This window comes from Ruegeria sp. CDSA034, from assembly GCF_059612275.1.
Genome location: NZ_JBXWQH010000016.1, coordinates 66,678 through 91,182, shown reverse-complemented (window position 1 = coordinate 91,182; position 24,505 = coordinate 66,678). Strand labels below are relative to the sequence as shown.

The window sequence follows — 24,505 nt, the reverse complement described above, 5'->3', positions numbered from 1 at the left end:
TTCAGGGTCTGGTCTCGCCCCCTCGAATACCACTTAAAAGAGAACGGACTAAAAAAACTTTCGACTATTTCGAGACCGACCCGACTTCACAACCGGTATGAATACTTTATGCACCATCGACGGTGCTGTCTCAGTGAAGTAGTTCACTTTTCATAAACTTTTTTATTTTTTCCAATCAAAAAAGCCTGGGCCTGCCTGTTTCAGCAGGGATTCTGCCATGGCGCGACCTATTTCCGGGCCATCTGCGACCGACCCAGTGGTGTCCTCGTATATGGATTCGGACCCGTCGGGGCGCAAAACCTCACCGCGCAGGCGTAGTTGATCACCTTTTATTTCTGCCAAACCCGCGATCGGCGTTTCGCAAGAGCCGTCCAAAGCGGCCAGCAACGCGCGTTCTGCTGCCAATCGCTGCGCGGTCTCAGCATGGTGGACGGCCTCGAGCATTTCGGTCGCACGGGAATCATCGCCACGGCGTTCGATGCCGATCGTGCCTTGGGCGATGGCGGGCAGCATATCTTCGACGGCGATGGCGGTTGCGGGAACCTCCTCCATATTTAGACGCCGGATGCCGGCCATGGCCAGAAACGTGCAATCGGCCACACCATCTGCCAGCTTCTTGAGGCGCGTTTGAACATTGCCCCGAAACTCGACCACGTTCAGGTCCGGGCGACGGTTCAACAATTGTGCCCGCCGCCGCAGCGATGAGGTGCCCACAACTGCACCCTGCGCGAGGTCACGGATCGAGCTCAGGCTGGGTGAGATAAAGGCGTCGCGCACATCTTCGCGCGGCAGAAACGTGTCCAGGACCAGACCTTTTGGCTGTTCAACCGGCATGTCCTTGGTTGAATGCACCGCGATGTCGATATCTCCGCGCAGCATCGCCTCTTCGATTTCCTTGGTGAACAGGCCCTTGTTGCCAATCTCTTTCAGCGGGCGGTCCGCATCAATCATGGCGCGGTTGTCACCGGTGGTCTTGATCACCACAATCTCAAACGCGCCTTCGGGCAGATCAAAGGCTTTGCCCAGTCGCTCACGGGTTTCATAAGCTTGCGCCAGCGCCAGCGGTGAGCCACGAGTGCCGATTTTGAGCGGTGATGCGGGGGTTGGCAGGGTCAGTGTCATGTGCACAGCTTTAGTCGCGTCACATTGCCCTGACAATGGGGGCAGACCTTGACAAATTGACGCCGAAGGCAGACCCGTTTGCCGCAAACCAGACGAGTGGGGACAAAGATGGCCGAGACAAAGAAACTGCTGCGGGCGCTGGCTGGCGAAGTACAGGACGTGCCACCGATCTGGATGATGCGCCAAGCCGGGCGGTATCTGCCAGAGTATCGCGCGACACGCGCGCAGGCCGGAGATTTCCTGTCCTTGTGCTACAACCCCGAGCTGGCCGCCGAGGTCACCTTGCAGCCAATCCGCCGTTATGGCTTCGACGCGGCGATCCTGTTCGCCGACATCCTGCTGGTGCCACAAGCGCTGGGCGCGGACCTGTGGTTTGTCACAGGTGAGGGGCCGCGGTTGTCGACGATCACTCAGCAATCCGATTTTGATGCGCTGAAACCGGTATCGGATATCCATGAAACCCTGTCGCCGGTGTACGAAACTGTCCGAATCCTTTCGCGAGAATTGCCATCCGAAACCACCCTTATCGGGTTCGCAGGCGCGCCATGGACGGTTGCGACCTACATGATCGCCGGTCGCGGCACGCCGGATCAGGGACCGGCTCATGCGCTGCGCGAGGAAAACACCGCCCTGTTCGAAGCGCTACTAGAGCGGATCACGCTGGCCACCATCGAATATCTCTCGGCCCAAATCGAGGCCGGTGCCGAGGTGGTGAAGATTTTCGACAGCTGGGCCGGGTCGCTGAAGGGCGATGCCTTTCAGAAATATGCGGTCGAGCCTTGCCATGTGATCACGCAGGCCATCAAGCAGCGCCATCCGGGCATCCCGGTGATCGGTTTCCCGCGCGAGGCAGGTGATGGTTACATAGGTTTTGCCAAAACCACCGGTGTAGATTGCGTTGCGCTGGACAACTCCGTGTCGCCGGATTGGGCGGTCGAGCATGTGCAGGTGGATGGTTGCGTTCAGGGCAATCTGGCCTCGTCACACATGGTGACCGGCGGACAGGCTCTGGTGGATGAGACGCGTCAGATTGTCGAGGCGTTCTCGAAAGGACCGCATATCTTTAATCTGGGCCACGGGATCACACCCGATGCCGATCCCGATAATGTTCAGCTGATGATCGACACGGTGCGGTCGTGGCGGGACGCGTAGAGGGGCCAGCCCTTCTTGGCCTTTGGCCAATTCACCCCGGGATATATTTAGCCAGGTGAAGGGTCGGGAGGCGCATTGGTGGACAGCTGATCCAGAATGTCCTGCCTGTGTTCGCCTCGGCGGGGGCTGGGATTGGGGTGCCATGTCTTGGTCGAAAAGCGGGGCGCGGCCGCAGCCTGCAGCGCGCCGTCATGGTCGATCCAGGTTTGGCGCGCGGCGTTCATGGCATGGGCCTGCGCCTCGACCGGGTCGAGTACGGGCGCGACGCAGGCGTCGGAACCCTGGAACATACCGGCCCAGTGGGCGCGGGTTTTGCTGGCGAATAAGTCGGTGAGCCGTTGCGTGAGTTTGGGCCAAAGTGCCGGAACATATTGGTCTTTGAATTCGGGATCGTCGGTGAGTCCCAGTTTTTGCAAGAATTCGACGTAGAACTTGGGCTCAAGACACTGGACGGACATGAAGCCCCCGTCCAGGCACGCGTAAGTGCGGCTCCAATGCGGGCCATCCAGCAGGCTTTGACCGCGCGCTTCTGACAGGTTTCCGGTTTGGCGCATACTCATCAACAAGTTCATCATGTGGGCCGATCCGTCATAAATGGCGGCATCAACCACGGTACCCTGTCCGGTCCGCTGCGCGTTGAGAAGCCCGGCAAGAATACCGGCAACTAAATACATGGCACCGCCGCCAATATCCCCGACCAGGGTCGCCGGGGTCTGCGGGGGCTGGCCCGCTGCTGATGCATACCACAATGCCCCGGACAATGAGATGTAGTTCAGATCGTGTCCGGCCGTTTCGGACAACGGGCTGTTCTGACCCCATCCGGTCATGCGACCATAGACCAGTTTGGGGTTCGACGCGTTGAACGTGTCGGGACCCAGTCCCAGTTTTTCCATCACGCCGGGGCGGAACCCTTCGATTAGCGCATCGGCCGAGGCGATCAGACGCCTTGCGATGTCCAGATCGGCGGCATCCTTCAGATTCAAGTCAATCGAGCGTTTGCCGCGGTCCAGGACGGATTGCTCGGGCATACCCGGTACGACAGGCTGGCCTTTGCGGTGGATCGTGATGACGTCCGCCCCCAGATCGGCCAGCAGCATGGCGGCGAACGGACCTGGCCCCAAACCTTCAATTTCAATGATCCGTATTCCGCTGAGCATGAGCCCTCTCCTTTCTGCGCAGGTTTTCGGGGATACCCGGGGATTGCAAGCCCGGATTCTGTTGGCTTGCCAGATGGTCACGCGATCCTTAGCGTTCCAAACGGGATGGAGAGCGAGGCTCGGATGCGGTTGTGGTTCCTTTTTGGTGGCGCCGTTGCGCTGGCGGTGTTGGTAGGCGTGTTTTCGCGCCTGCATCCCCCTGGCAGTATGATGTTGGCGGCGGGTCCAGAAGGCGGCGCTTATGAAACGGTTGCGCGGGACTACGCCGAAATTCTGGCGCGCGATGATATTCAACTAGAAATACTGGATACCGCTGGTTCGGTCGAAAATGCTGAACTGCTTAGCGCGGGCGATGTCGACGCTGCATTTCTACAAGGCGGTATCCGGGTTGATCCAAAAAAGGCTGAGGCCGTCGGGGCAGCGTTTTTTGAACCCATCATCTTTTTGGTCAACGAAGGCGCAACTATCCCCAAAAACCCCGCCTTGTGGACCGGTTTGAGGATCAACAGCGGCGCACCAGGCTCAGGTACGGCTGCGGCTTTTCGGGATTTCGAAAAGGCGGTCGGCTTGAATGAGGGGGACAATACACATTTCTCAATCCCCTATGCAAAAGCCGCGGCCGCTTTGTTGGACGGAGATTTGGATATCGCCGTCTATGTTGCGCCCATCGAAGCTCCCTATCTGAAGGCCGCATATGCAGAGCCGGGGCTTCGCGTGCTGGCGCTGGATCATGTTCAGGCGATCTCGCGGCGGTTGGAATACGCGACGGTGGTGACAGTTCCGGCGGGAGGAATGTCGTTGGACCCAGTTCTTCCGCCGCGACCGGTAGAGTTGATAGCGATCGAAGCCCGTCTGGTCGTGCGACCGGATTTGCACCCTGCGCTGATCAACCGTCTGACGATGGCGGCGATTGAATTGCACAGTGCCCGCGGAATTATCGCCGATCCGGGGGCATTCCCCAACCTCGAAGGTGCAGGGATGACGATCAACAATACGGCTCGGCAGCTAATTGTTGATGGTCCTTCGACATGGCATAATTGGCTGCCCTATTGGATCGCGGCACAGATTAACCGGGTTCTTTTGCTGTTGCTGCCGTTCTTTTTCATTGTCGTGCCTCTGATCCGGCTTGTGCCTATGGCCTATGCCTACGCGATGCGGTGGCGGGTTTGGCAGCACTACCCCGAAATCCGGGAAATTGAGGAGGAACTGGCCAACAATCCCGGTGTCAACGAGCTGCGCGAGATGCAGGCGCATCTGAACGCCCTAGATGAACGCCTCGCAACGTTGCGGCTGCCCGCGGCCTATCGGCAAGGACTGTACGATGCGCGGTTGCATGTCGAACTTGTACAAAAACGGGTGGCCGAATTGCAGCAGCATAGTCAGACCTGACCAAGCCGCGCGCCCACAAAAAAGCGCAGAACAATGTGCGGAATTGACCTGTTCTGTGACGGGCCATCGGGGTAGTGTCCCCGCCAGAACAGGGAATGTGCATGACAACTATTCTGTCCATTAGGGATTTGCGTAAGTCCTATGCCGACGGATTCGAGGCGCTCAAAGGAGTGTCCTTGGATATCGAGCAGGGCGAAATTCTGGCGTTGCTGGGCCCAAACGGGGCTGGCAAGACAACGCTGATTTCCACCGTGTGTGGCATTACCACGCCGACTTCGGGCACCGTTACCGTAGGTGGGCATGACATCCAGACCGAATTTCGTGCCGCGCGCCGGATGATCGGGCTGGTGCCGCAGGAAATCGCGCTTGAGCCGTTTGAGAAAGTTTGGAACACGGTCCGGTTCTCTCGCGGCCTGTTCGGATATGGCAGCGACAATGCCCGGATCGAAGAGATCCTGCGCAAGCTGTCTCTGTGGGACAAGCGTAAAAACGCGATCAAGGAACTGTCCGGTGGCATGAAGCGCCGCGTGCTGATTGCCAAGGCCCTGGCACATGAGCCGCGCGTGCTGTTCCTGGATGAGCCGACCGCCGGCGTAGATGTCGAACTGCGCAAGGACATGTGGGAGATCGTGGCCGAGCTGAAAAAGGCCGGGGTCACCATCATCCTGACGACACATTACATCGAAGAGGCCGAAGCCATTGCCGACAGGGTAGGTGTGATCGACAAGGGTGAGCTGCGGCTGGTGCAGGACAAGAACACCCTGATGGCCCAAATGGGCAAGAAACAGATCGAAGTTATGCTGGCCGATCCTATCCAGGCCATTCCCGACAGTCTGGCTGTGCATAACCTAACGTTGAACGGCAATGGCGATGCGCTGGTCTATACCTATGACACCCACGCGGACCGCACTGGGATCACCACCTTGCTGAACGACGTGGCGCAGGCGGGGCTTGTTCTGCGCGACGTTCAGACCCGGCAGTCGAGCCTGGAAGAGATTTTCGTGAACCTGGTATCCGGAGAACCCGCATGAACTGGTCTGCCATCGCTGCAATCTACCGGTTCGAAATGGCCCGGTTCTTCCGCACTCTGGCACAGAGCTTTCTGTCGCCGGTCCTGTCGACCTCATTGTATTTTGTGGTCTTCGGCACCGCGATCGGCAGCCGCATCCAAGAGGTCGAGGGTGTATCTTATGGCGCGTTTATCGTGCCGGGGCTTATCATGTTGTCCGTTGTGATGCTGGCAATCTCGAACGCGTCATTCGGGATCTACTTCCCGAAATTCCTTGGTACGATCTACGAACTGTTGTCGGCGCCAGTAAATTTCATAGAGATCGTAATAGGTTACGTCGGAGCTGCCGCTACTAAGTCGCTATTTGTCGGGTTGGTAATCCTTGTGACAGCCACATTCTTCGTGGACATACGCATCGAACATCCCTTTGCGATGGCAGCGTTCTTGATCCTGTCCTGCCTCAGTTTTTCGCTGTTGGGCTTTATCGTCGGGATATGGGCCAGCAACTTTGAGCAGATATCTTTGGTGCCCCAACTGGTTGTCACGCCACTGATCTTTCTGGGCGGCACGTTCTATTCGATCTCGATGCTGCCGCCAGTTTGGCAGACGATCACCCTGTTCAACCCGGTTGTTTACCTGATTTCCGGGTTCCGCTGGTCGTTTTACGGGTTGGCCGATGTCCCGATCGGATTCAGCCTGTTGGCGATTCTGGTCTTCACGGGGACTTGTCTGGCTGTGATCGGCTGGATCTTCAAAACCGGTTGGCGCATTCGCAGCTAGGGCGTTGCATTTTTGCCCGCCATGTGTGTGAATTTGGTTCACGTCACGTCTAAGGCCCGAACGGTCCCTTGTTTAGGGCCCGGCTGCACTCTACATCGGCACCCATGAAGCTCAGCCTGCCATTTGTCAAAAAGCAGCCCCTCGTGGCCGTGATACGCCTGTCCGGCGCCATCGGAATGGCGGGGCGTGGATCGTTGAACGACACCGCGCTGGCCCCCGTTCTGGAAAAGGCGTTTCGCAAAGGTAAACCTGCGGCCGTGGCGCTTGAGATCAATTCGCCCGGTGGATCGCCGGTACAAAGCTCTCTGATCGGGTCGCGAATCCGGCGGCTGTCGGAAGAGCTTGAGATCCCCGTTATCGCCTTTGTCGAAGACGTTGCAGCGTCTGGCGGCTACTGGCTGGCCGCTGCCGCCGACGAAATCTGGGCGGATGACAGCTCGGTCCTGGGTTCGATCGGTGTGATTTCGGCTGGGTTTGGCGCGCATGTCCTTCTGGCGCGGCAAGGCATCGAGCGGCGCGTACATACGGCGGGCAAATCAAAATCAATGCTCGACCCGTTTTCGCCGGAGAAAGAAGAAGATGTCGCGCGGCTGCAAGGGTTGCTGGGTGATATCCACGCGAACTTCATTGACCATGTCAAAGCCCGTCGCGGTGACAAGCTGGATCAAAGTGCGGATCTGTTCACCGGCGAGGTCTGGCTTGCCAGGCGTGCGCAGGAACTGGGCCTGATTGACGGCGTCGCGCACCTGAGGCCGAAAATGCAGGAGCGGTTCGGCGACAAGGTGAAGTTCCGCCGCTATGGCCTGCGCAAACCGTTCTGGTCGCGGTTCGGTGCCACACTTGCGCAAGACGCCATAACCGGAATTGAGGAGCGGGCGGCTTACGCGCGCTTTGGTTTGTGACGTGATTGTCAAGATTGTCACCCTTTTCCTGATTGCCATGGGTGTCTTGGCGATGTTCGGCAAGCTGCGCTTTCCGGGGCAGAAGAAGTTGCAATCTGCAAGATGTCCGCGCTGTGGACGGTTCAGTATCGGTAAGGGGCCTTGCTCCTGCGAAAAAGGAGGCCGTACATGACGGCATGGCTGTTATCCGGCCTCGGCTTGCTGATCTTGCTTCTCGCAGGTGATGCTCTGGTCCGCGGCGCAGTGAACCTGAGCCTGCGCCTGGGTGTACCAGCCCTGATCGTCAGCCTGACCATTGTGGCCTTTGGCACCTCGGCCCCCGAGCTGTTAATCGCGATCAGTGCGATCAAGGAAAACGCGCCGGGGATTGCGCTGGGTAACGTGGTCGGGTCGAACACGGCAAACATCTTGCTGGTTCTGGGTTTGCCAGCCTTGCTTGCCACGCTGCACACCAGCGAATGCAACACCAGAAGAAACTATGTTTTCATGCTGCTGGCCACGGTGCTGTTCATCGGCCTGGCATTTTGCGGCGTGTTCAACATTGCCAGTGGTGCGATCTTGCTGGCTGCTTTGGGATTGGTCCTGCTTAACGCGTTCCGCGATGCGCGCGCGCATCGCAAAGCCTGCGGTGAAGCCTGCGCGGAAGAGGATGAGCTGGAAGGTCTGGAAGAGGCCGATCCGGACATGCCCTATTGGAAACTATCGATCTATCTGGTCCTGGGCCTGATAGGCCTGCCGATGGGTGCGCATCTATTGGTCGACAACGCCACGATCATTGCCCGCACATACGGCGTCAGCGAAACGATTATCGGACTGACGCTGATCGCAGTTGGGACATCCCTGCCGGAACTGGCAACGACTGTGATGGCGGCCTTACGTAGGCAAGCGGATGTCGCCTTGGGTAACGTGATCGGGTCGAACATGTTCAACCTTTTGGCCATCGTCGGTATCGCCACTTTGTTTGGACGTATCCCGGTGGACCCGGAATTCCTGCGTTTCGATCTGTGGGTCATGCTGGGCGCATCGCTTCTGTTGATCCCGTTCGTGTTCTTGAAACAAGATATCACACGCGGCTGGGGTCTGGTGTTGACGCTGCTGTATGCCGTCTACATCGTCTCGCTGTTGGCGTGACCTGAAGATAGGGGGAAATCCATGGCCCGAGCGTTGGTGACCGGTGCAGGTATTCGTCTTGGTCGGGCAATGGCCCTGTATCTGGCAAACCGGGGATATGACGTCGCAGTGCACTATGCGACGTCTGAACAACCTGCCGCCGAAACCGTAGCCGAGGTGCACGCGCTTGGGCGCAAGGCGGTCGCCTTGCACGCCGATCTGCTGGATGAGGCGCAGGTCCTGACCTTGCTGTCCCGTGCGGCAGAGGCGCTGGGCGGACCGATCACCTGTCTGGTGAACAACGCATCGATCTTTGAATACGACAACCTTCAATCCGCCACGCGGCAAAGCTGGGACCGACACCTCGACAGCAACCTGCGCGCGCCTTTCGTACTGACGCAGGCCATGGCCGAGCAGGGGCTGAAGCCGGGCACGGACAAGGCGGGTGAGCCTGTTGCCACCGGGCTGATCGTGAATATGGTGGATATGCGGGTGCGCAAGCTCACGCCAGAGTTCATGACCTATACGATTGCCAAGATGGGTCTGTGGGCCTTGACGCGCACCTCGGCGCAGGCGCTTTCGCCAGCGATCCGGGTTAACGCGATCGGGCCTGGTCCAACGATGCAAGGTCATCGGCAAAGCCAAAAACACTTCAATGCGCAGCGCGCGAACACGGTGCTGGAGCGCGGGTCAAACCCATCCGATATCACCGCGGCTTTGGGTTATTTCCTGGATGCGCATGCGGTCACAGGCCAACTATTGTGCGTCGACGGAGGTCAGCATCTGGGGTGGAAAACACCGGATGTTCTGGGGCTTGAATAAGTAAAACTGCTGCAAGTTTTGCACCGCTCTCGGTTCTGTTACCTTCGCGTTACAAAAATGTCTTTTTTTTCATACACTTGCCTTGTGAATGAAATTAAATACAATGAAAACAATGAGTTAAATATTTGCTTATTTTTTGTGCAAATCAAGGATTCCTTAATGAATCAAGGGAATTTCGCCACGCTCAGAAACTTATCTTCACACTTATCCACAGAAACCGTGGATTTGTTTTCTCTTGATCTGGGGGCCACAAGATTGCAGCCATGGTCAGAGAATCATATCTCAGGCAAATGACAACAGACAGCGACTCGACCCCTGACACTCAATTGACCGGCTATGCCTGCATTTTGCGGTATGTGAAGACGCTGGACAGCTCACCCGGTGTGTATCGGATGTTGGATGCGGACAGCCGGGTGCTGTACGTCGGCAAGGCGCGCAACCTTAAAGCGCGGGTGTCGAACTATGCGCGGCCGGGACATTCGGGGCGGATTGAGCGGATGATCGCGGCGACAGCCTCGATGATGTTCCTGACAACGCGGACCGAGACCGAGGCGCTGCTGCTTGAGCAGAACCTGATCAAGCAGCTCAAGCCCAAGTACAACGTGCTGCTGCGGGACGATAAAAGTTTTCCCAATATTCTGGTCGCCAAGGACCATGCCTTTCCGCAGATCAAAAAACACCGTGGCGCGAAGAAAGAGAAGGGGACCTATTTTGGCCCCTTCGCCAGTGCTGGCGCGGTCAATCGAACGTTGAACCAGCTGCAAAAGGCGTTTCTGCTGCGCAACTGCTCGGATTCCATGTTTGACGGCCGCACGCGGCCCTGTCTGCTTTATCAGATCAAGCGGTGCTCGGGGCCATGCGTTGGCCTGATCTCGGAAGATGAATACGGCGAAAGCGTCAAAGATGCCGAGCGGTTCCTGTCGGGGCGGTCGACCAAAGTGCAAGAGGAGCTGGCCGAACAGATGATGGTCGCGTCCGAGGCGATGGAGTTCGAACGCGCCGCCGGGCTACGAGATCGCATCCGGGCGCTGACGCAGGTGCAGACGTCCCAGGGTATCAATCCGCGCGGCGTGGCTGAGGCGGATGTGATTGGCCTTTATATGGACAGTGGGCAGGCTTGTGTTCAGGTGTTCTTTATCCGCGCCAATCAGAACTGGGGGAACAAGGATTTTTATCCTCGTGTCGGTGCGGATGTGTCCGCAGCAGAGGTGATGGAGGCGTTTCTTGGTCAGTTCTACGACAACAAGGAACCGCCCCGGCAACTGATCCTGTCGGATGCCGTTGAAAACGCCGATCTGATGCACGAGGCGCTGAGTGAGAAGGCGGGGCGCAAGGTCGAAATCCTAGTGCCTCAGCGCGGCGAGAAACAAGAACTGATTGCAGGGGCTTTGCGCAACGCGCGGGAATCCCTGGCCCGTCGGATGTCGGAAAGTGCCACGCAGGCCAAGCTGCTGCGTGGTGTGGCCGAAGCGTTTGATCTGGACAGCCCGCCGAACCGGATTGAGGTTTACGATAACTCTCATATTCAGGGCACCAACGCCGTTGGTGGGATGATCGTGGCAGGCCCCGAAGGGTACATGAAAAACGCCTATCGAAAGTTCAACATTCGGGGGGATGATCTGACCCCCGGTGACGACTTTGGTATGATGAAAGAGGTTCTGACCCGCCGCTTTACTCGCCTGCAAAAAGAGGATCCGGATCGTGACAAGGGGTTGTGGCCCGACCTGTTACTGATCGACGGCGGCGCGGGGCAGGTGAGTGCTGTGCGCGAGATCATGGTTGAACATGGGGTCGAAGACATCCCTATGGTCGGCGTTGCAAAGGGCGTTGATCGCGATCACGGCAAGGAAGAGTTCCACCGTACCGGTCAGCGCCCCTTTGCGCTCAAGCGCAACGACCCGGTGCTGTACTTCATTCAGCGCCTGCGGGACGAGGCCCACCGTTTTGCAATCGGCACCCACCGCGCGAAACGGGCCAAGGCCGTCGGCGCGACACCACTGGACGAAATCCCTGGCGTTGGTGCTGCGCGCAAACGGGCATTGCTGGCGCATTTCGGCAGTGCCAAGGCCGTTAGCCGGGCCAATCTGGCGGATTTGAAAGCGGTCGAGGGGATCTCAGCCGGGTTGGCGCAGAAGGTCTATGACTTCTTCCACGACAAGGGCTAGGCCTTTCGCCCGCGCCATAGGATGTAGAGGCCGGAGGCCACGATCAGACCACTACCGATCCACATTGTCTGGTCCAGATCCTCGCCAAAAAAGATCACGCCCAAGGCAACACCGAACAGCAGGCGGGAATAGCGGAAGGGCGTGACGGCAGACACCTCTCCGGTTCGCATGGCTTTCATCAGGGATGTGTATGCGATTGCGCCAAGGCCCACCGCTCCGGCGATATGCAGGCTTGTGAGCAACGGCACAGGCGCGATGGGGACCTGTTCCCAAAAGCTGTAGGCAAACCCGGCGACAATCACGCTGACAAAGCCGTAGAACCCTAAAACTTCGGTTCCAAGGCTGGCGGGTGCGACCCGACTGGCCAGATCGCGACCAGCAAATCCCAACATCCCCAGCACGGCCAGCAGGGACAAGATGGAGAAACTGTCTCCGGTCGGTTGGATGATAACGACAACGCCGATCAGGCCAACGAGAATGGCGCTCCACCGCCGCCAACCAACGGTCTCTCCGAATAGAAGCGCGGCACAGGCGACGACCACAAGCGGGGTGGCCTGCAGGATAACGGTTGCTGATGACAAGGGCGTCAATGTGATGGCCAGAACGTAGAACAGCCGCCCAAGAATTTCGAAAACCGCGCGGATCTTCATTGCAGGCGACAGCACATCCGGTTGCAGCAGCCGCGTGCCACGTGCCATTGCGACACAGGCAAAGATGAGCGCGCCACCCAATCCGAACAGGACAAGAATTTGCCAGACGGGCAATGCAACCGCCGCTGCTTTCAGCAGCGCGTCTTCCAGTGCAAAACATGCCATCGCGCCGATCATCCATGCGCTACCGATCAGGTTGGCGCGCGCGTCGGTCTCAATATTTGGGGTCATCGGGTCGTCTTTGCCATTGGGCTTGGTCGGCTGCACTCTGACGACAATCCGGCCCGGGGCCAAGGTCAATAACCGGTGCCGCGCCGGACTGCGGCGCTTTGACCAAGTCTCTGTGATCGGTACAGTTTTTTTCCGCCCCGTCTTTCCTGTCCCCGGTCAGCGATGTAGGGTCTGCTTCATGAAGTGGAACCTGCCGAATATCCTGACCGTCCTGCGCCTGCTGGCCGCGCCCGGTCTGGCCGTAATGTTTCTGTATTTCACCAGACCCTATGCAGACTGGTTTGCGCTGATCCTGTTTCTGACAGCAGCCATTACCGACTGGTTTGACGGATATTTGGCGCGAGCGTGGAAACAGGAAACCAAGATCGGCGCCATGCTGGACCCGATTGCGGACAAGGCGATGGTGGTGATCGCGCTGATGATCCTTGTGGGTTACTCCGCTGAGCACTGGACGCCCTGGTTGGTGCTGCCAGCGACGGTCATCCTGTTCCGCGAGGTGTTTGTCTCGGGCCTGCGTGAATATCTCGGCGATACAGCCGGAACGCTGAAAGTCACGAAGCTGGCGAAATGGAAAACGACTGCTCAGATGGTGGCGATCGCGGTTCTGTTTTCGCAGGGGATTTTCGAGCACTATTTTGTGATGGCTACATTCGGCATGGATGCCGCAACGATGGATCAGGTTCTAACGGGTCAATTGGAAGACCTGAATCATATGCGCTGGCACCTTGAGGCGATGTTCTGGTCCGGTCGCATTGGGCTGTGGCTGTTGTGGATCGCGGCAGCGCTGACATTGATCACCGGCTATGACTACCTACGTAAAGCCATGCCCCATCTGAAGGAGAGCTAAGGGATGGACGTGCTGTATTTTGCATGGGTACGCGAACGGATCGGCCTGCCGAAAGAGCGGATCGAAACCGAGGCCGCAACCGTATCCGATCTGGTCGCCGAGCTGAGCGCGCGTGAAGACCGCTATGCTGCCGCATTTGCGGACCTGTCCGCATTGCGCGTGGCACTGGATCAGGAACTGTCCGATTTTGACGCATCGCTTTCTGGCGTGCGCGAAGTGGCTTTTTTCCCGCCGATGACCGGCGGCTAAATCCATGCGCATCGCGGTTCAGGAAGAAGAATTTGATCTTGGGGCCGAAGCCAATACCTTCGCCGCCGGAGACGAGGCCAACGGCGCCATTGTGACCTTTACCGGCGTGGTGCGCGATCTGGCATCCGGCGATCTGGATGTGATGGAGATCGAGCATTACCCCGGTATGACCGAACGGGCGCTAACCAAAATCGCCGAAGAGGCACAGCAGCGCTGGTCGTTGGGCGATGTGCTGGTGATCCACCGCCACGGGCGCCTTGCCCCGGGGGATCGGATCATGATGGTGGCCACTGCCGCGCGGCACCGCAAGGATGCGTTTGAGGCGGCAGAATACCTGATGGATTACCTGAAATCCCGCGCTCCCTTTTGGAAAAAGGAAATCACCACATCCGGCGCGGAATGGGTCGCAGCCAAGGATGAGGATGAAGATGCGCTGACGCGGTGGTAGGTTCTGTGCCCGGCACCGGATTATCTGGTGCCGGGTCTATCATAGCGAGTTAGGTGCTTTGTTCGGTGTTACACTGCCGTGCCGCTTCGATGGCTTTTTTAGTACCATCCAGACTAACGGTGAATGCGAACTCTTTCTTCGGAAACACGGTCATTTCGTATTTGTTCATGACGTCATCCACAAACTGGGCGTTGTTCGCAAGGATGTATCCGCCTGTATATCCGTCGGCGAGATGCTTAGTCTTCTTGTGCGCCTCAGCTTCGTAGACGTTGCCGTCGAGTGACAGGAAGATCTTTTCCTTCTTACCCTTCAGGCCAATGTCGTTCTTCGTGAACACACCAAGATAGCCCATCTCGTGGTCCTTGGTCAGACCCATCTGAACGACGTTCTGGTTTTCGTCCATACGTTCGATCAGGCAGGACCCGCGGGAGTCATCCACAAAGATAGTCCAACCGGATTCTTCGCCCCAGTTGGTGAAGGTATCGTTCTCTGACGGTATGACGTCACTGGAAGCCCAAGCGGCTACAGCAGAGAAGATGCTTAGAGTCGCAGCGGTTGTTAATGATGATTTGAAATTCATAGTACACTCCAATTTTCTGGATAGTGAACAGTGATGTGCATGTGTAAAAATGCACCAATTCCTAATATTGAATTTGTTGTAAGAATTGAAGGCGATTGCCTCGGATCGGCTGATTTGTGCCGAATGTGCAGTCGGCCCCAACCGGGGTCAGCTATTAAGCCCGGGGCTGGGATCAATCCGCGTTGTTGATACGCCCGCGTAGTTCTTCCGCCTCTTGCCGGGCGGCGCGCAGGCCGTCCATGGCGGCGGCCAATTCGGCCTCGGTCTGGGTCAGCTGGTTGGTCAGTTCGGCCTCGCGCTGCTGCAGATAGGTGATGGCCTGGTCGCGGGTTTCTTCTGCCTCATGCAGCTCCTGGCTCATACGGTCCAGATCGGCGACGTCGCTTTGGCGGACGCGCGACAGGCGATGGGCCAGCCAGTTGGCGAACCATCCCATGCTAAAGGCGGCAAACAATATGACGGCGGTCGCGATAATGAATTCGATTCTGTTCAATTTACTGGTCCCCTGCGCCCGAGTCGGTTTCCGCATCCGTTTCCGCGGCTTCAGCCTCTGGCTCTGCGTCTTGTGACGTCTCTGTTTCGTCTTCCATCGCTTCCAGCGCGGTTTGAGATTCGGCGGTGGATTCGGGCCGGATCAGGCGGAATTCGATGCGTCTGTTTTCTTCCCGCCCTATTTCGGTGTCATTGTCGGCGATTGGCTGGGTTTCACCATAGCCCAAGGCAGTAAAGCTGGCTGTGGGCACGCGCCGCGCGCGCAGCTCATTTAAGATGGATTGTGCACGCGACTGGCTGAGCTGCTGGTTCATCTCTTCGCGGCCCTGGCTGTCAGTGTGGCCCTGAATCTCCAGCCGGATGGGTCCGCATTCCCGCAGGATGTCGGCGATCTGATTGACCGTATCGCGCGATTCGGCGGCGACCGTGGCAGAACCTGGTTCAAAGGCGATTTTGGAACCCGCCTGAACCTCGGCGATGCGCTCTTCGCAAACATCCGGGTCGGGCAGCTTGTCTGCGGGCTCGGGTGGCTTTTGATAGGTGATCGACAGGCTGAAATCTTGTGCCTCGCCCAGTTTTTCCGACAAAAGCCCCGAAACATAGGCCCGGGTTTTGGGATCGTGGCTGATGCCGTTCAGAACCACTTCGTCCGGTGTCACGGTCAGCGCGCCATTGTGCAGTTGCGACAACGCCTCAAGCCCGCTGAGAACGCGAATGGGCCAATCAGCGGGCAGGTCAGAGGCCACGCGGGTTGCGGTATGGACGTGTTCATAACCAAAGGCTGCACGGGCATAGCTGTCGACCATGTCGCGCTGGGTTTCATCCCCTAGCCGGCCGCGCATTTGCACCAGGCCTTCGGGACTTCGTGTTGCTGAGAATTCGGGCGGGCCGGATTGGTTTTCCGTTTCGGGTTCCGGCAGAACCGCGTGCAGGGCAAAGACCTCGGGCAGCGCGTTTTCCAGTTCACCGATCACCTGATCAAACAGCGCGGCGCCAGTGCCTTCGGCCGCGACCAGAGTGATATCTGCATCTGACAAAGTCACCGTACCCTGGCCGATTTCTGACAGCGCCCGAATGCTTAACACGGCGGCGTCGGGCCAGCGAGGCGAGGGTTCACCCAGACCGATGGTGCAGGAATAAGGCCCGGTCAGACCAGCATCCTGGGCGGCTGCGACGATCCGGTCCCGCGCCTTTTCATCCTGGGCCGAACAGGCGTCGAATTGCCCGCCATTTTCGTCGATCAGATAGCGCAGGGTGAAGGGTGTAATGACCGGGCGCGGCGCGGAAATGGACAGGCCAATGCGCAGGCTGGGCGGTGCCGCGCGCGTCAGCTCTTGCTCCAGCCGTTCTTTTTCCTGCTGGCTGTCGGCAATTGCTGTCACCTTTACAAGCCCGGGGCTGGCCGAGATTTTGGCCCGCGGCAGTCGGGTCAGCGCCTCAACAGCAAAAGCGATCGCATCGTCCCAGCCTTTGGGCTTTGGATAGTCGGCGGTTTCCAGCAAATCAGATATCGGCCCGTCATTCAGCGTGCGCAATCTTTTCGTCAGTGCGTCGCGGTCTTCGCTGGCCGGGATCAGGCCAATAACCGAGATACCGCTGTCATTGCGAAGAATTTCGGCTGAAAAGCGCGGGGAGGCCAACTGCGTCGAGGGCGCGACTTCCATTTCATCAATCACGCGCGAGGTGTCGACCTCGGTCCCCGCCGCCGTCAGAGCGTTGAATCGTGTGGCCTCATCCGTGGCGGTGCCGGTCAGAACCACCCGCAGCCCGTCTGACTGGACCTCGGCCCAGTTATGGCCTTTCAGGTCCAGCGCACGCCGAACGGCGAATTCCGAGGCTTCTTCGACCTTTGTAACGGCAAAGCTTGCCGCCAGCAGAGACAGCCCGACGGACGCAAGGAAGACAAAGGCAACGACGAAGAAATAAGGCAGACGCATGTGCGAACTATCGACTCCTCGGGTGAGTGTTCAGAACTCTTACAGAGGCCTAGGCCCGGGTGCAATCAGAGCAGCAAGGCGACGCAAAGGAAGATCAGCGGAATAAGGCCGGTGTCGCGGTTGGCGCGGAACAATTGCAGCAGTTTGGCGTTGTCCTCGATATCAAGTCCCCGCAATTGCCATGCCATGTGCCACCCCATCGCCCAAGGCCCGCCAAGGGCCACTACCAGGGCAATGATTGACGCCTGGGTCGTCGCGGCGTCAATGATTGCCAGTCCCATAAGCGCCACTGTTGCCATCAGGAAATACTTCAACCACCGCGCAGTATCAGTGCCAAACAGCCGGGCCGTGGACTTGATCCCGATCAGCTCGTCGTCTTCGGCGTCCTGATGGGCATAGATCGTGTCGTAAAACAGCGTCCACGCGATTCCGGCCAGATATAGCGTGATTGCGGGTATGCTTATGGTTCCCGTGTGCGCAGCCCAGGCCAGCAGGATGCCCCAGTTGAAGGCAAGCCCCAGAAACACCTGCGGCCACCATGTAAATCGCTTGGCAAATGGATAGATCGTCACTGGCAACAGTGACAACACACCCATCGCAATTGCGGCTTGGTTGAATGTGAGCAGAATCATCAGCGCCAGCAGGCATTGCAGTCCCATCCAGATCACGGCCTGGCGCACGCTGACCTGACCGGACGGGATTGGGCGGGACCGTGTGCGTTCGACCTGACCATCGAATTCGCGGTCGGTGATGTCATTCCATGTGCAACCCGCACCGCGCATCAGAAAGGCTCCGAAGGCGCAGCCGATGGCGATCCACAGATCCTCCCACCGCGGGGTGCCGTCGCTGAGGATGGCCAGTGCCAATCCCCACCAGCAGGGAATCAACAGCAACCACGTGCCGATGGGCCGGTCAGCGCGGCTCAGGCGCAGGTAGGGGCGGGTGAAAGCGGGCGCATATGTATCGACCCAGTTGCCGCTGACAGCGTCGGCAACCTGACCGTCTGGTGTTGGGGCATTGCCTTGCATATGTAAGGTCTCATGAGTGCAAAGATCAGACTGTATGTAGAGCACCCTCTGGGTCAGGGGCAATCGGTTCCTTTGACGCGCGAGCAGGCCCATTACCTGTTTGGCGTCATGCGCCTGTCCGTCGGTGGACAGGTCGCGCTGTTCAATGGGCAGGACGGAGAGTGGCTGGCCGAGGTAATAGAGGCAGGCAAGCGGGGCGGCGTCTTGTCCTGCGTTGAGCAATCCAAACCGCTGCAACTGCCTCCAGACCTGTGGTTCCTGTTCGCGCCGATCAAAAAGGCGCGCACTGACTTTATCGTTGAAAAGGCAGCGGAAATGGGTGCGGCGCGGATCATGCCGGTGCAGACGGAATTTACCAATTCGGAACGCATTCGTCAGGACCGCTTGCAGGCGCACGCCGTTGAGGCGACCGAGCAATGCGGTGGAACATTTGTGCCCGAGGTGGCTGATCTGCAGCGATTGGATCGCGTTTTGGAAAGCTGGCCCGAGGGGCGGCAACTGATGTTCTGCGATGAGGCCGAGGTAGGCTCGGCCCTGCGGTTGGCTGGCAATGAAACGGACCAACCCTGGGCTATTCTCATCGGCCCCGAAGGTGGGTTTTCCGAGCGTGAACGCGCGAGGCTGGCCGCGTTGCCTTATTCACATGTGGTCAGCCTTGGCCCGCGCATCCTGCGCGCCGATACGGCTGCCGTGGCGGCGCTGACCATGTGGCAGCAGGCGCTGGGAGACTGGGTGTGAACTGGCAAGAAGCGCAAGGCGCAGACGTTTCAAAGATCGACAGGTTCCTGTTCGAACACATCCAGACGTCCATGTTCCCTCTGGCGAACCTGCGGGATTTCGGCTTGCGCGGCTCAGACCCGCGCGCCGTGAACTTGTGGACATTGGGTGATGGTCCGCGCGCAGTTTTTGGGATCACAAATGAAGGTATGGTCCTGCCGCAATGCCCTAAGTGCTCGGACGAAAACCTGGGCCATGCGATTCGCCTGATCCGGGGGCGCAGGTTGTTCGGTCTGGCGGCTGAGGCCACTCAAGCACATCGGATCATGCAGCTTGCGGGATGGGAAGACCGGCCTGCAACCCTAAACAGTGACGAGCCGGGATTCTCGCTGGATCTGAATCGACTTGTCATGCCGGACGCCACCGGCGCGAAACTGGTGCCGCTGGATGAACTGCACCGATCCTTAACAGTGGGATGGCGGCAAGACTATCTGATCGAAGCAATGGGCTTTGACCCCGAACGCGCGCAACCTCAGGCACAAAAAGATATCGCTGCCTATATCGAACGCGATTCTCATCGGGCCTTGTTGATGGATAACCAGCCGGTAGGAATGACCGGGTTCAACTCGCGTTTGCCAGAGGTTGTCCAGATTGGGGGCGTGTACACGCCGCCTGATCTTCGGGGGCATGGATACGCGCGACTAGCAGTGGCGCTGCATCTACGCGAGGCGCACAGCAACGGCGCAACCCGCGCTGTTCTGTTTGCCGCTAGCGATGCTGCCGCGCGTGCCTATATAGCAATTGGGTTCCGGCCAGCAGGCCACTATTCCCTGATTCTGTTCAAAAACCCCGAGGACACGGCATGAGTTTCATCCGACCCGAAGCCAAACTGGCCCTGTGGCGCTGGCGCGAAGTGCTGGTGGCAGGGGTCGTCTTGTTGGTCGGCCTCAGCTGGATCGGCGGACCCGGTGGATTGCTGGGTTGGCTGGGCTGGGTTCTGATCGCAGTCTCGGTGGCGCTGGCCGTTATTGGCATTCAACGTGCCCGGTTCCGAACCGGTGCAGGTGGCCCCGGTCTGGTGACCATCGATGAAGGTCAGATCACTTATCTAGGACCGCTGACAGGCGGCATCGTTGCGACACGTGAAATCGAGCGCCTTGCGCTGGACCCGACATCGTCCCCGGCGCATTGGATTTTGGATCAACAGGGGCAGCCGACGCTTCACATTCCTGTGAATGCGGAAGGTGCCGAAGCGCTGTTCGATGTGTTCTCGGCCCTTCCGGGCTTGAAAACCGAACAAATGCTGTCGGAACTAAACGGTGGCGCGACGCATCCTGTGGTTATTTGGGAACGTACTCCTCTACGTCCGGCCCATTTGAGGCTGCATTGACACTGGCGCGGTTTAAGACCACGACTGACCAAACGACAGACACATCAGGATCGGAGCACGGTTCATGTCCATTCCCCAGTCCGGCGGCGGACCGATCGAACGCCATGAGCAACTGGCCGAATATCTGGAATCGGGCTGCAAGCCCAAACAGGATTGGCGCATCGGAACCGAACATGAGAAGTTCGGCTATTGCAAAGATACGCTGAAACCGCTGCCCTTTGAGGGTGAGCGTTCCATTCTTGCGGTGCTGCAGGGGCTGCGCGATCTGCACGGCTGGGCCCCGGTGGAAGAGGCCGGCAAGCTGATCGGGCTGGAAAAGGACGGCGCCAATGTCTCGCTGGAACCCGGTGGGCAGTTGGAATTGTCAGGCGCGCCGCTTGAGACCATTCATGAAACCTGTGACGAGGTGAACGCGCATCTGCGTGATGTGAAGGATATCGCGGACAAGATCGGTGTCGGCTTCATCGGCCTTGGGGCCGCCCCGATCTGGACCCACGAGGAAATGCCGCTGATGCCCAAGGGGCGTTACCGGCTGATGAATGACTACATGGAAAAGGTCGGCACCATGGGCCGGTCGATGATGCGCCGGACGTGTACGGTTCAGGTCAATATCGACTTTGGATCCGAGGCCGACATGGTGCAGAAACTGCGCGTCGCGCTGGCGTTGCAGCCTGTGGCAACCGCACTGTTTGCCAATTCGCCGTTCTTTGAGGGAAAGCCAAACGGCCAGAAGAGCTGGCGTAGCTATATCTGGCGTCATCTGGATGATGCGCGCACCGGTATGCTGCCCTTTGTGTTCGAAGACGGGTTCGGGTTCGAGGCTTGGGTCGAGTACGCCTTGGATGTGCCTATGTATTTCGTCTATCGCGACGGCAAGTATATCGACGCGCTGGGCCAGTCCTTCCGTGACTTTCTGCAAGGCAAACTGCCTGCATTGCCGGGCGAAACGCCGACTTTGTCAGACTGGGCGGATCACCTGACCACAGCCTTCCCCGAGGCGCGGATCAAGAAGTTCATGGAGATGCGCGGGGCCGATGGTGGCCCATGGCGGCGCCTGTGTGCCTTGCCCGCATTCTGGGTGGGTTTGACCTATGATCAGGGTGCGTTGGATGCGGCCTGGGATCTGGTCAAAGGCTGGGACGCCGAAACGCGCGAAGAGCTGCGGGTTGCCGCGGCCCGGGACGGTTTGCAGGCGCAGGTCGGCGATATCAACATGCACGATCTGGCTGGTGAGGTGGTTTCGATCGCCCAAGCCGGCCTGAAATCCCGCGCCTTTCCCGGTGCAGGTGGGTTGGTACCGGATGAGACGCATTTCCTGAATGCGCTCAAGGACAGTATCGAAACAGGCAAGGTTCCGGCGGATGAATTGCTGGATCACTATAACGGCGACTGGAACGGCGATCTGACCCGGATTTATCCCGATTTCAGTTACTGACTGTCTCTTAGGTCTGTTGCCTTTAGGAGAGTATTTGCCAATTAACGCGAAGTGACCTTGCCATGCGGCAGGGTCCTGCGAGTATGATTGGCGGGATATTCCCGAGCGTGATGGCGTCATGGCCCGTATCAGCGAACTGCATTATTCCAATGCCTATGCCGCCCAAAGCGGTGTGTCCGAGTTCCTAGAGGTTGCGCTGAGATCCGATGAGGATCCGGCCAATTTCACTGTGTCCTTCTATCAGGCGAATGGTCAGGTTGGGATCGAAATTCCGCTGGATCACCCGTCGGTTCAGGTTTCGACAGACCCTGACAACAACGAACAAGTCTTTGTGATTTCAGCGGACTTCTTTCCGATCTTGCTGACCGATCCCAATGGCGGTGGCTCTACCAACTATGAAGCCTATGCGCTGACCAATACGTCGACGGGCGAGGTCATTGATTTCTACGATATCGGTGGCGGAACCACAGATATCGTCGCTCAAAACGGGTTGGCCGCCGGGGAAGCTTCGGAAAATCTGCCGGTTCTTGTCGGGCCGAACCAAACCACAACGACCCTGCAATTCAATCAGCCCAACCCGGACACACTGGTACATGCGCCGCTCTCACCCGGCGATTCAGGCGCGCCGTGTTTCGCGGCTGGCACGTTGGTCGACACGCCAGACGGCCCGCGCAGGGTTGAAACTCTGGGGCCGGGTGACCTGGTGCTAACGCAGGACGATGGTGCTTGCATCATTCGCTGGACCGGTGGCTGCACTGTTTCAGGACGGGGTCGTTTTGCGCCCGTTCGCATCCGTTCCGGCGCGTTGGGGGCGGAAAGGGACATTTACGTCTCGCCGCAACACCGCCTGCTGGTCTCAGGTTGGCAGGCGCAGCTGCTGTTCGGAGAAGATGAGGTTCTTGTGGCGGCCAAATCAATGGTCAATGACACGACCATCACATCCGCGCCTTGCGACCTTGTCCACTATGTCCACCTGTTCTTTGACCGGCATCAACTGGTGTCGACCTCTGGCCTGATCTCGGAAAGCTTCTTTCCCGGCGCGCAGGGCTTGTCGAGTCTTGACCGCGAAGCCGCAGACGAGCTGTTCGCCTTGTTCCCCGAGCTTTTGGATCAGCCGCAAAATTATGGCCCGACTGTTCGCCCGGTCCGGTGCGGCCCACAAGTGGCAATGCTGCGGGCGATCTGATCCGCCCCTCTTGCTTTCGCAGACTGCTGTGATAGCAGAGCTTCAACAGCATTCAGGGAACCGTCATGGACGATCTTAAGGCAAAATATCTGGGTCAGATCGCCGATGCAGGCGACGAAAACGCGCTCGAAGCGATCCGTGTCGCGGCTGTCGGCAAAAAAGGCGAAGTCGCGCTGAAGATGCGCGAGTTGGGCAAGATGACGCCCGAGGAACGACAGGTCGCTGGCCCCGCGCTGAATGCCCTGAAGGATGAGATCAACTCGGCCCTGTCCGCCAAGAAAGCCGCTTTGGCCGATGCCGCGCTGGACGAACGCCTGCGCACAGAATGGCTGGATGTGACTCTGCCGACCCGCGCGCGCCGTCAGGGCTCGATCCACCCAGTTAGCCAAGCGACTGAGGAGCTGACCGCGATCTTTGCCGAACTGGGTTTCTCGGTGGCCGAAGGGCCGCGGATTGAGACCGACTGGCATAATTTCGACGCTCTGAACATCCCCGGCCACCACCCCGCGCGGGCCGAGATGGATACGTTTTATATGCACCGTGCCGAGGGCGATAATCGCCCGCCGCACGTGTTGCGCACTCATACGTCGCCGGTCCAGATCCGCTCGATGGAGAAACAGGGCGCGCCGATCCGCATCATTTGTCCGGGCGGCGTATACCGCGCCGACTATGACCAGACCCACACCCCGATGTTCCATCAGGTCGAAGGTCTGGCCATCGACAAGGACATCTCGATGGCGAACCTGAAATGGGTTCTGGAAGAGTTCGTGAAGGCGTTCTTCGAGGTCGACGATGTCGAACTGCGCTTCCGCGCTTCGCACTTCCCCTTCACCGAGCCGTCGGCTGAGGTCGATATCCGCTGTTCCTGGGATAACGGTCAGCTGAAGATCGGCGAGGGCGACGACTGGATGGAGATTCTGGGTTCCGGCATGGTCCACCCCAAGGTGATCGCCGCCGGTGGTATAGACCCGGACGTCTATCAGGGCTTTGCCTTTGGCATCGGCATCGACCGTCTGGCGATGCTGAAATACGGCATTCCTGACCTGCGCGCGTTCTTTGATTCCGACCTGCGCTGGCTGCGCCATTATGGGTTTGCGGCGCTGGATATGCCGAACCTGCATGGTGGTTTGAGCCGTTAGGGGGATCATTGGACGACTGGCTAACAGCGTATCGCGATTGGTGGAAACGTAGGGTTTCCAACTACCCGTTGCTTTGGCTGTTATGCTTGATTCTTGCGCTGTTTGTGTTGCCAACGCTCGCATCGTGGGTTTGGGAAAGCAACTCTGCCGCCGTCCTGATCGCATTTTTTGCGTCCGCGTTTCTGTTTCTGCCAGGCATTCTTATTGCTGGGCTTGAATTCGTGCGGATAGGAAGTTTCCTCCTGCGCGACAGATTCCAAAGAGAGAAAACCCACGACCTGATCAATAGACGGAACAGCGGTTTTTGGAAGTGGTGGTAGATAGTGTATCTACTAGGGCTTTATTTTTCGAAATTCTATGATTGGAGTTTCGCGCTCTCTTCCCGAAATAGTCGCTGGGTGGGAAATGTGATTCTCTTTGGATGGTTCGTTCTCTTTTGTGTGCTTGCGAGTTTTCTGCCAGGATGGTTGAGCGCTCTAATTTTATTTGCGTCTTCGCCATTTTCACTCCTTTTCATGATGGCAAATCAGAAGGTTTGGGAAAAACGAGATCAAGCGGCGCGAGACAG

25 protein-coding genes are annotated in these 24,505 nt (G+C 58.3%); 18 read left to right on the top strand and 7 right to left on the bottom strand.

Going from position 1 to position 24,505, the window contains the following annotated elements; translation table 11 throughout:
* Positions 1–162: 162 nt before the first annotated feature.
* Positions 163–1,122, bottom strand: coding sequence for a hydroxymethylbilane synthase (gene hemC, locus AC2FLJ_RS20435; protein WP_496698635.1), 960 nt, complete (start codon positions 1,120–1,122; stop codon positions 163–165).
* Positions 1,123–1,230: 108 nt separating this feature from the next.
* On the opposite strand from hemC, the gene hemE reads away from it, so the two are divergent.
* Entirely contained in the window at positions 1,231–2,274 is a 1,044-nt protein-coding gene (gene hemE, locus AC2FLJ_RS20430) for a uroporphyrinogen decarboxylase (protein ID WP_282169871.1), read from the top strand.
* A gap of 47 nt (positions 2,275–2,321) precedes the next feature.
* On the opposite strand, the gene AC2FLJ_RS20425 is transcribed toward hemE, so the two are convergent.
* Positions 2,322–3,431 carry a CaiB/BaiF CoA transferase family protein gene (locus AC2FLJ_RS20425; protein WP_496698638.1) on the bottom strand — a complete coding sequence of 370 codons (1,110 nt, stop codon included), beginning with the start codon at positions 3,429–3,431 and terminating at the stop codon, positions 2,322–2,324.
* A gap of 123 nt (positions 3,432–3,554) precedes the next feature.
* On the opposite strand from AC2FLJ_RS20425, the gene AC2FLJ_RS20420 reads away from it, so the two are divergent.
* The 7 genes from AC2FLJ_RS20420 (at position 3,555) to uvrC (ending at position 11,608) form a co-directional block, all read left to right on the top strand.
* Complete coding sequence (locus tag AC2FLJ_RS20420) at positions 3,555–4,820, top strand: TAXI family TRAP transporter solute-binding subunit (RefSeq protein ID WP_496707379.1); 1,266 nt, start codon at positions 3,555–3,557, stop codon at positions 4,818–4,820.
* A 101-nt stretch (positions 4,821–4,921) separates the two neighbouring features.
* A complete protein-coding gene (locus AC2FLJ_RS20415) occupies positions 4,922–5,851 on the top strand; it encodes an ABC transporter ATP-binding protein (RefSeq protein WP_058273632.1) in 930 nt (309 codons plus the stop codon).
* Positions 5,848–6,609: an ABC transporter permease gene (locus AC2FLJ_RS20410; RefSeq protein WP_058273631.1), complete on the top strand. Its 762-nt coding sequence runs from the start codon at positions 5,848–5,850 to the stop codon at positions 6,607–6,609. Before AC2FLJ_RS20415 ends, AC2FLJ_RS20410 begins: the two co-directional genes overlap by 4 nt.
* A 104-nt stretch (positions 6,610–6,713) precedes the next feature.
* Positions 6,714–7,511 (top strand): S49 family peptidase, encoded by a 798-nt coding sequence (locus tag AC2FLJ_RS20405; RefSeq protein ID WP_472722779.1) that lies wholly within the window; start codon positions 6,714–6,716, stop codon positions 7,509–7,511.
* Positions 7,512–7,679: 168 nt separating this feature from the next.
* On the top strand, positions 7,680–8,642 hold the full coding sequence (locus AC2FLJ_RS20400) for a calcium/sodium antiporter (protein WP_058273628.1): 963 nt from the start codon (positions 7,680–7,682) through the stop codon (positions 8,640–8,642).
* Positions 8,643–8,663: 21 nt separating this feature from the next.
* Positions 8,664–9,443, top strand: a complete 780-nt coding sequence (locus AC2FLJ_RS20395) for an SDR family oxidoreductase (RefSeq protein WP_496707376.1) — start codon at positions 8,664–8,666, stop codon at positions 9,441–9,443.
* 290 nt (positions 9,444–9,733) lie between these two features.
* Positions 9,734–11,608, top strand: coding sequence for an excinuclease ABC subunit UvrC (gene uvrC / locus AC2FLJ_RS20390; protein ID WP_496707398.1), 1,875 nt, complete (start codon positions 9,734–9,736; stop codon positions 11,606–11,608).
* On the opposite strand, the gene AC2FLJ_RS20385 is transcribed toward uvrC, so the two are convergent.
* Positions 11,605–12,489 (bottom strand): DMT family transporter, encoded by an 885-nt coding sequence (locus AC2FLJ_RS20385; RefSeq protein ID WP_496707374.1) that lies wholly within the window; start codon positions 12,487–12,489, stop codon positions 11,605–11,607. The two genes, uvrC and AC2FLJ_RS20385, sit on opposite strands and share 4 nt — an antisense overlap.
* Positions 12,490–12,667: 178 nt before the next feature.
* Here AC2FLJ_RS20385 and pgsA point away from each other — a divergent pair, with 178 nt between their 5' ends.
* From pgsA to AC2FLJ_RS20370, 3 genes are read left to right on the top strand one after another with little or no spacing between them, the layout of a single operon-like run.
* Positions 12,668–13,336, top strand: a complete 669-nt coding sequence (gene pgsA, locus AC2FLJ_RS20380) for a CDP-diacylglycerol--glycerol-3-phosphate 3-phosphatidyltransferase (protein ID WP_282152548.1) — start codon at positions 12,668–12,670, stop codon at positions 13,334–13,336.
* Between the two features lie 3 nt (positions 13,337–13,339).
* Positions 13,340–13,585 carry a molybdopterin converting factor subunit 1 gene (moaD, locus tag AC2FLJ_RS20375; RefSeq protein ID WP_058278869.1) on the top strand — a complete coding sequence of 82 codons (246 nt, stop codon included), beginning with the start codon at positions 13,340–13,342 and terminating at the stop codon, positions 13,583–13,585.
* A 4-nt stretch (positions 13,586–13,589) separates the two neighbouring features.
* The gene (locus AC2FLJ_RS20370) at positions 13,590–14,033 is read left to right on the top strand and encodes a molybdenum cofactor biosynthesis protein MoaE (RefSeq protein WP_496707371.1); all 444 of its coding nucleotides are present in this window, start codon (positions 13,590–13,592) and stop codon (positions 14,031–14,033) included.
* Between the two features lie 49 nt (positions 14,034–14,082).
* On the opposite strand, the gene AC2FLJ_RS20365 is transcribed toward AC2FLJ_RS20370, so the two are convergent.
* From AC2FLJ_RS20365 to ubiA, 4 genes are all read right to left on the bottom strand, one after another.
* Positions 14,083–14,613, bottom strand: a complete 531-nt coding sequence (locus AC2FLJ_RS20365) for a hypothetical protein (RefSeq protein WP_058278867.1) — start codon at positions 14,611–14,613, stop codon at positions 14,083–14,085.
* Positions 14,614–14,785: 172 nt separating this feature from the next.
* Entirely contained in the window at positions 14,786–15,106 is a 321-nt protein-coding gene (locus tag AC2FLJ_RS20360; protein ID WP_058278866.1) for a hypothetical protein, read from the bottom strand.
* 1 nt (position 15,107) lies between these two features.
* On the bottom strand, positions 15,108–17,042 hold the full coding sequence (locus AC2FLJ_RS20355) for an OmpA family protein (protein ID WP_496707369.1): 1,935 nt from the start codon (positions 17,040–17,042) through the stop codon (positions 15,108–15,110).
* Between the two features lie 65 nt (positions 17,043–17,107).
* Complete coding sequence (gene ubiA, locus AC2FLJ_RS20350) at positions 17,108–18,070, bottom strand: 4-hydroxybenzoate octaprenyltransferase (RefSeq protein WP_109312973.1); 963 nt, start codon at positions 18,068–18,070, stop codon at positions 17,108–17,110.
* A 12-nt stretch (positions 18,071–18,082) separates the two neighbouring features.
* Between ubiA and AC2FLJ_RS20345 the strand changes: the two genes are divergently transcribed.
* The 7 genes from AC2FLJ_RS20345 to AC2FLJ_RS20315 all read left to right on the top strand — a co-directional run bounded on the left by AC2FLJ_RS20345 (position 18,083) and on the right by AC2FLJ_RS20315 (position 24,257).
* The gene (locus tag AC2FLJ_RS20345) at positions 18,083–18,808 is read left to right on the top strand and encodes a 16S rRNA (uracil(1498)-N(3))-methyltransferase (RefSeq protein ID WP_109312972.1); all 726 of its coding nucleotides are present in this window, start codon (positions 18,083–18,085) and stop codon (positions 18,806–18,808) included.
* Positions 18,805–19,653, top strand: coding sequence for a GNAT family N-acetyltransferase (locus AC2FLJ_RS20340; protein WP_496698654.1), 849 nt, complete (start codon positions 18,805–18,807; stop codon positions 19,651–19,653). Before AC2FLJ_RS20345 ends, AC2FLJ_RS20340 begins: the two co-directional genes overlap by 4 nt.
* Positions 19,650–20,177: a hypothetical protein gene (locus AC2FLJ_RS20335; protein ID WP_058273616.1), complete on the top strand. Its 528-nt coding sequence runs from the start codon at positions 19,650–19,652 to the stop codon at positions 20,175–20,177. The genes AC2FLJ_RS20340 and AC2FLJ_RS20335 overlap by 4 nt, the downstream gene beginning before the upstream one ends.
* 64 nt (positions 20,178–20,241) lie before the next feature.
* Entirely contained in the window at positions 20,242–21,612 is a 1,371-nt protein-coding gene (locus tag AC2FLJ_RS20330; protein ID WP_058273615.1) for a glutamate--cysteine ligase, read from the top strand.
* A 118-nt stretch (positions 21,613–21,730) separates the two neighbouring features.
* Positions 21,731–22,798, top strand: a complete 1,068-nt coding sequence (locus AC2FLJ_RS20325; RefSeq protein ID WP_496707366.1) for a Hint domain-containing protein — start codon at positions 21,731–21,733, stop codon at positions 22,796–22,798.
* 65 nt (positions 22,799–22,863) lie between these two features.
* A complete protein-coding gene (gene pheS / locus AC2FLJ_RS20320) occupies positions 22,864–23,937 on the top strand; it encodes a phenylalanine--tRNA ligase subunit alpha (RefSeq protein WP_058273613.1) in 1,074 nt (357 codons plus the stop codon).
* 8 nt (positions 23,938–23,945) lie between these two features.
* The gene (locus AC2FLJ_RS20315) at positions 23,946–24,257 is read left to right on the top strand and encodes a hypothetical protein (RefSeq protein WP_496698659.1); all 312 of its coding nucleotides are present in this window, start codon (positions 23,946–23,948) and stop codon (positions 24,255–24,257) included.
* Positions 24,258–24,505: the final 248 nt, after the last annotated feature.

Excerpts from the sequence above, each read along its gene's own strand:
- AC2FLJ_RS20355 (WP_496707369.1), bottom strand. The coding sequence starts at position 17,042 with ATGCGTCTGCCTTATTTCTTCGTCGTTGCCTTTGTCTTCCTTGCGTCC.
- AC2FLJ_RS20395 (WP_496707376.1), top strand. The coding sequence starts at position 8,664 with ATGGCCCGAGCGTTGGTGACCGGTGCAGGTATTCGTCTTGGTCGGGCA.
- AC2FLJ_RS20335 (WP_058273616.1), top strand. The coding sequence starts at position 19,650 with ATGAGTTTCATCCGACCCGAAGCCAAACTGGCCCTGTGGCGCTGGCGC.
- ubiA (WP_109312973.1), bottom strand. The coding sequence starts at position 18,070 with ATGCAAGGCAATGCCCCAACACCAGACGGTCAGGTTGCCGACGCTGTC.
- moaD (WP_058278869.1), top strand. The coding sequence starts at position 13,340 with ATGGACGTGCTGTATTTTGCATGGGTACGCGAACGGATCGGCCTGCCG.
- AC2FLJ_RS20325 (WP_496707366.1), top strand. The coding sequence starts at position 21,731 with ATGGCCCGTATCAGCGAACTGCATTATTCCAATGCCTATGCCGCCCAA.
- AC2FLJ_RS20345 (WP_109312972.1), top strand. The coding sequence starts at position 18,083 with ATGAGTGCAAAGATCAGACTGTATGTAGAGCACCCTCTGGGTCAGGGG.
- AC2FLJ_RS20330 (WP_058273615.1), top strand. The coding sequence starts at position 20,242 with ATGTCCATTCCCCAGTCCGGCGGCGGACCGATCGAACGCCATGAGCAA.
- pgsA (WP_282152548.1), top strand. The coding sequence starts at position 12,668 with ATGAAGTGGAACCTGCCGAATATCCTGACCGTCCTGCGCCTGCTGGCC.
- AC2FLJ_RS20365 (WP_058278867.1), bottom strand. The coding sequence starts at position 14,613 with ATGAATTTCAAATCATCATTAACAACCGCTGCGACTCTAAGCATCTTC.
- uvrC (WP_496707398.1), top strand. The coding sequence starts at position 9,734 with ATGACAACAGACAGCGACTCGACCCCTGACACTCAATTGACCGGCTAT.
- hemC (WP_496698635.1), bottom strand. The coding sequence starts at position 1,122 with ATGACACTGACCCTGCCAACCCCCGCATCACCGCTCAAAATCGGCACT.
- AC2FLJ_RS20385 (WP_496707374.1), bottom strand. The coding sequence starts at position 12,489 with ATGACCCCAAATATTGAGACCGACGCGCGCGCCAACCTGATCGGTAGC.
- AC2FLJ_RS20405 (WP_472722779.1), top strand. The coding sequence starts at position 6,714 with ATGAAGCTCAGCCTGCCATTTGTCAAAAAGCAGCCCCTCGTGGCCGTG.
- AC2FLJ_RS20400 (WP_058273628.1), top strand. The coding sequence starts at position 7,680 with ATGACGGCATGGCTGTTATCCGGCCTCGGCTTGCTGATCTTGCTTCTC.
- AC2FLJ_RS20410 (WP_058273631.1), top strand. The coding sequence starts at position 5,848 with ATGAACTGGTCTGCCATCGCTGCAATCTACCGGTTCGAAATGGCCCGG.
- AC2FLJ_RS20420 (WP_496707379.1), top strand. The coding sequence starts at position 3,555 with ATGCGGTTGTGGTTCCTTTTTGGTGGCGCCGTTGCGCTGGCGGTGTTG.
- AC2FLJ_RS20370 (WP_496707371.1), top strand. The coding sequence starts at position 13,590 with ATGCGCATCGCGGTTCAGGAAGAAGAATTTGATCTTGGGGCCGAAGCC.
- AC2FLJ_RS20425 (WP_496698638.1), bottom strand. The coding sequence starts at position 3,431 with ATGCTCAGCGGAATACGGATCATTGAAATTGAAGGTTTGGGGCCAGGT.
- AC2FLJ_RS20415 (WP_058273632.1), top strand. The coding sequence starts at position 4,922 with ATGACAACTATTCTGTCCATTAGGGATTTGCGTAAGTCCTATGCCGAC.
- pheS (WP_058273613.1), top strand. The coding sequence starts at position 22,864 with ATGGACGATCTTAAGGCAAAATATCTGGGTCAGATCGCCGATGCAGGC.
- hemE (WP_282169871.1), top strand. The coding sequence starts at position 1,231 with ATGGCCGAGACAAAGAAACTGCTGCGGGCGCTGGCTGGCGAAGTACAG.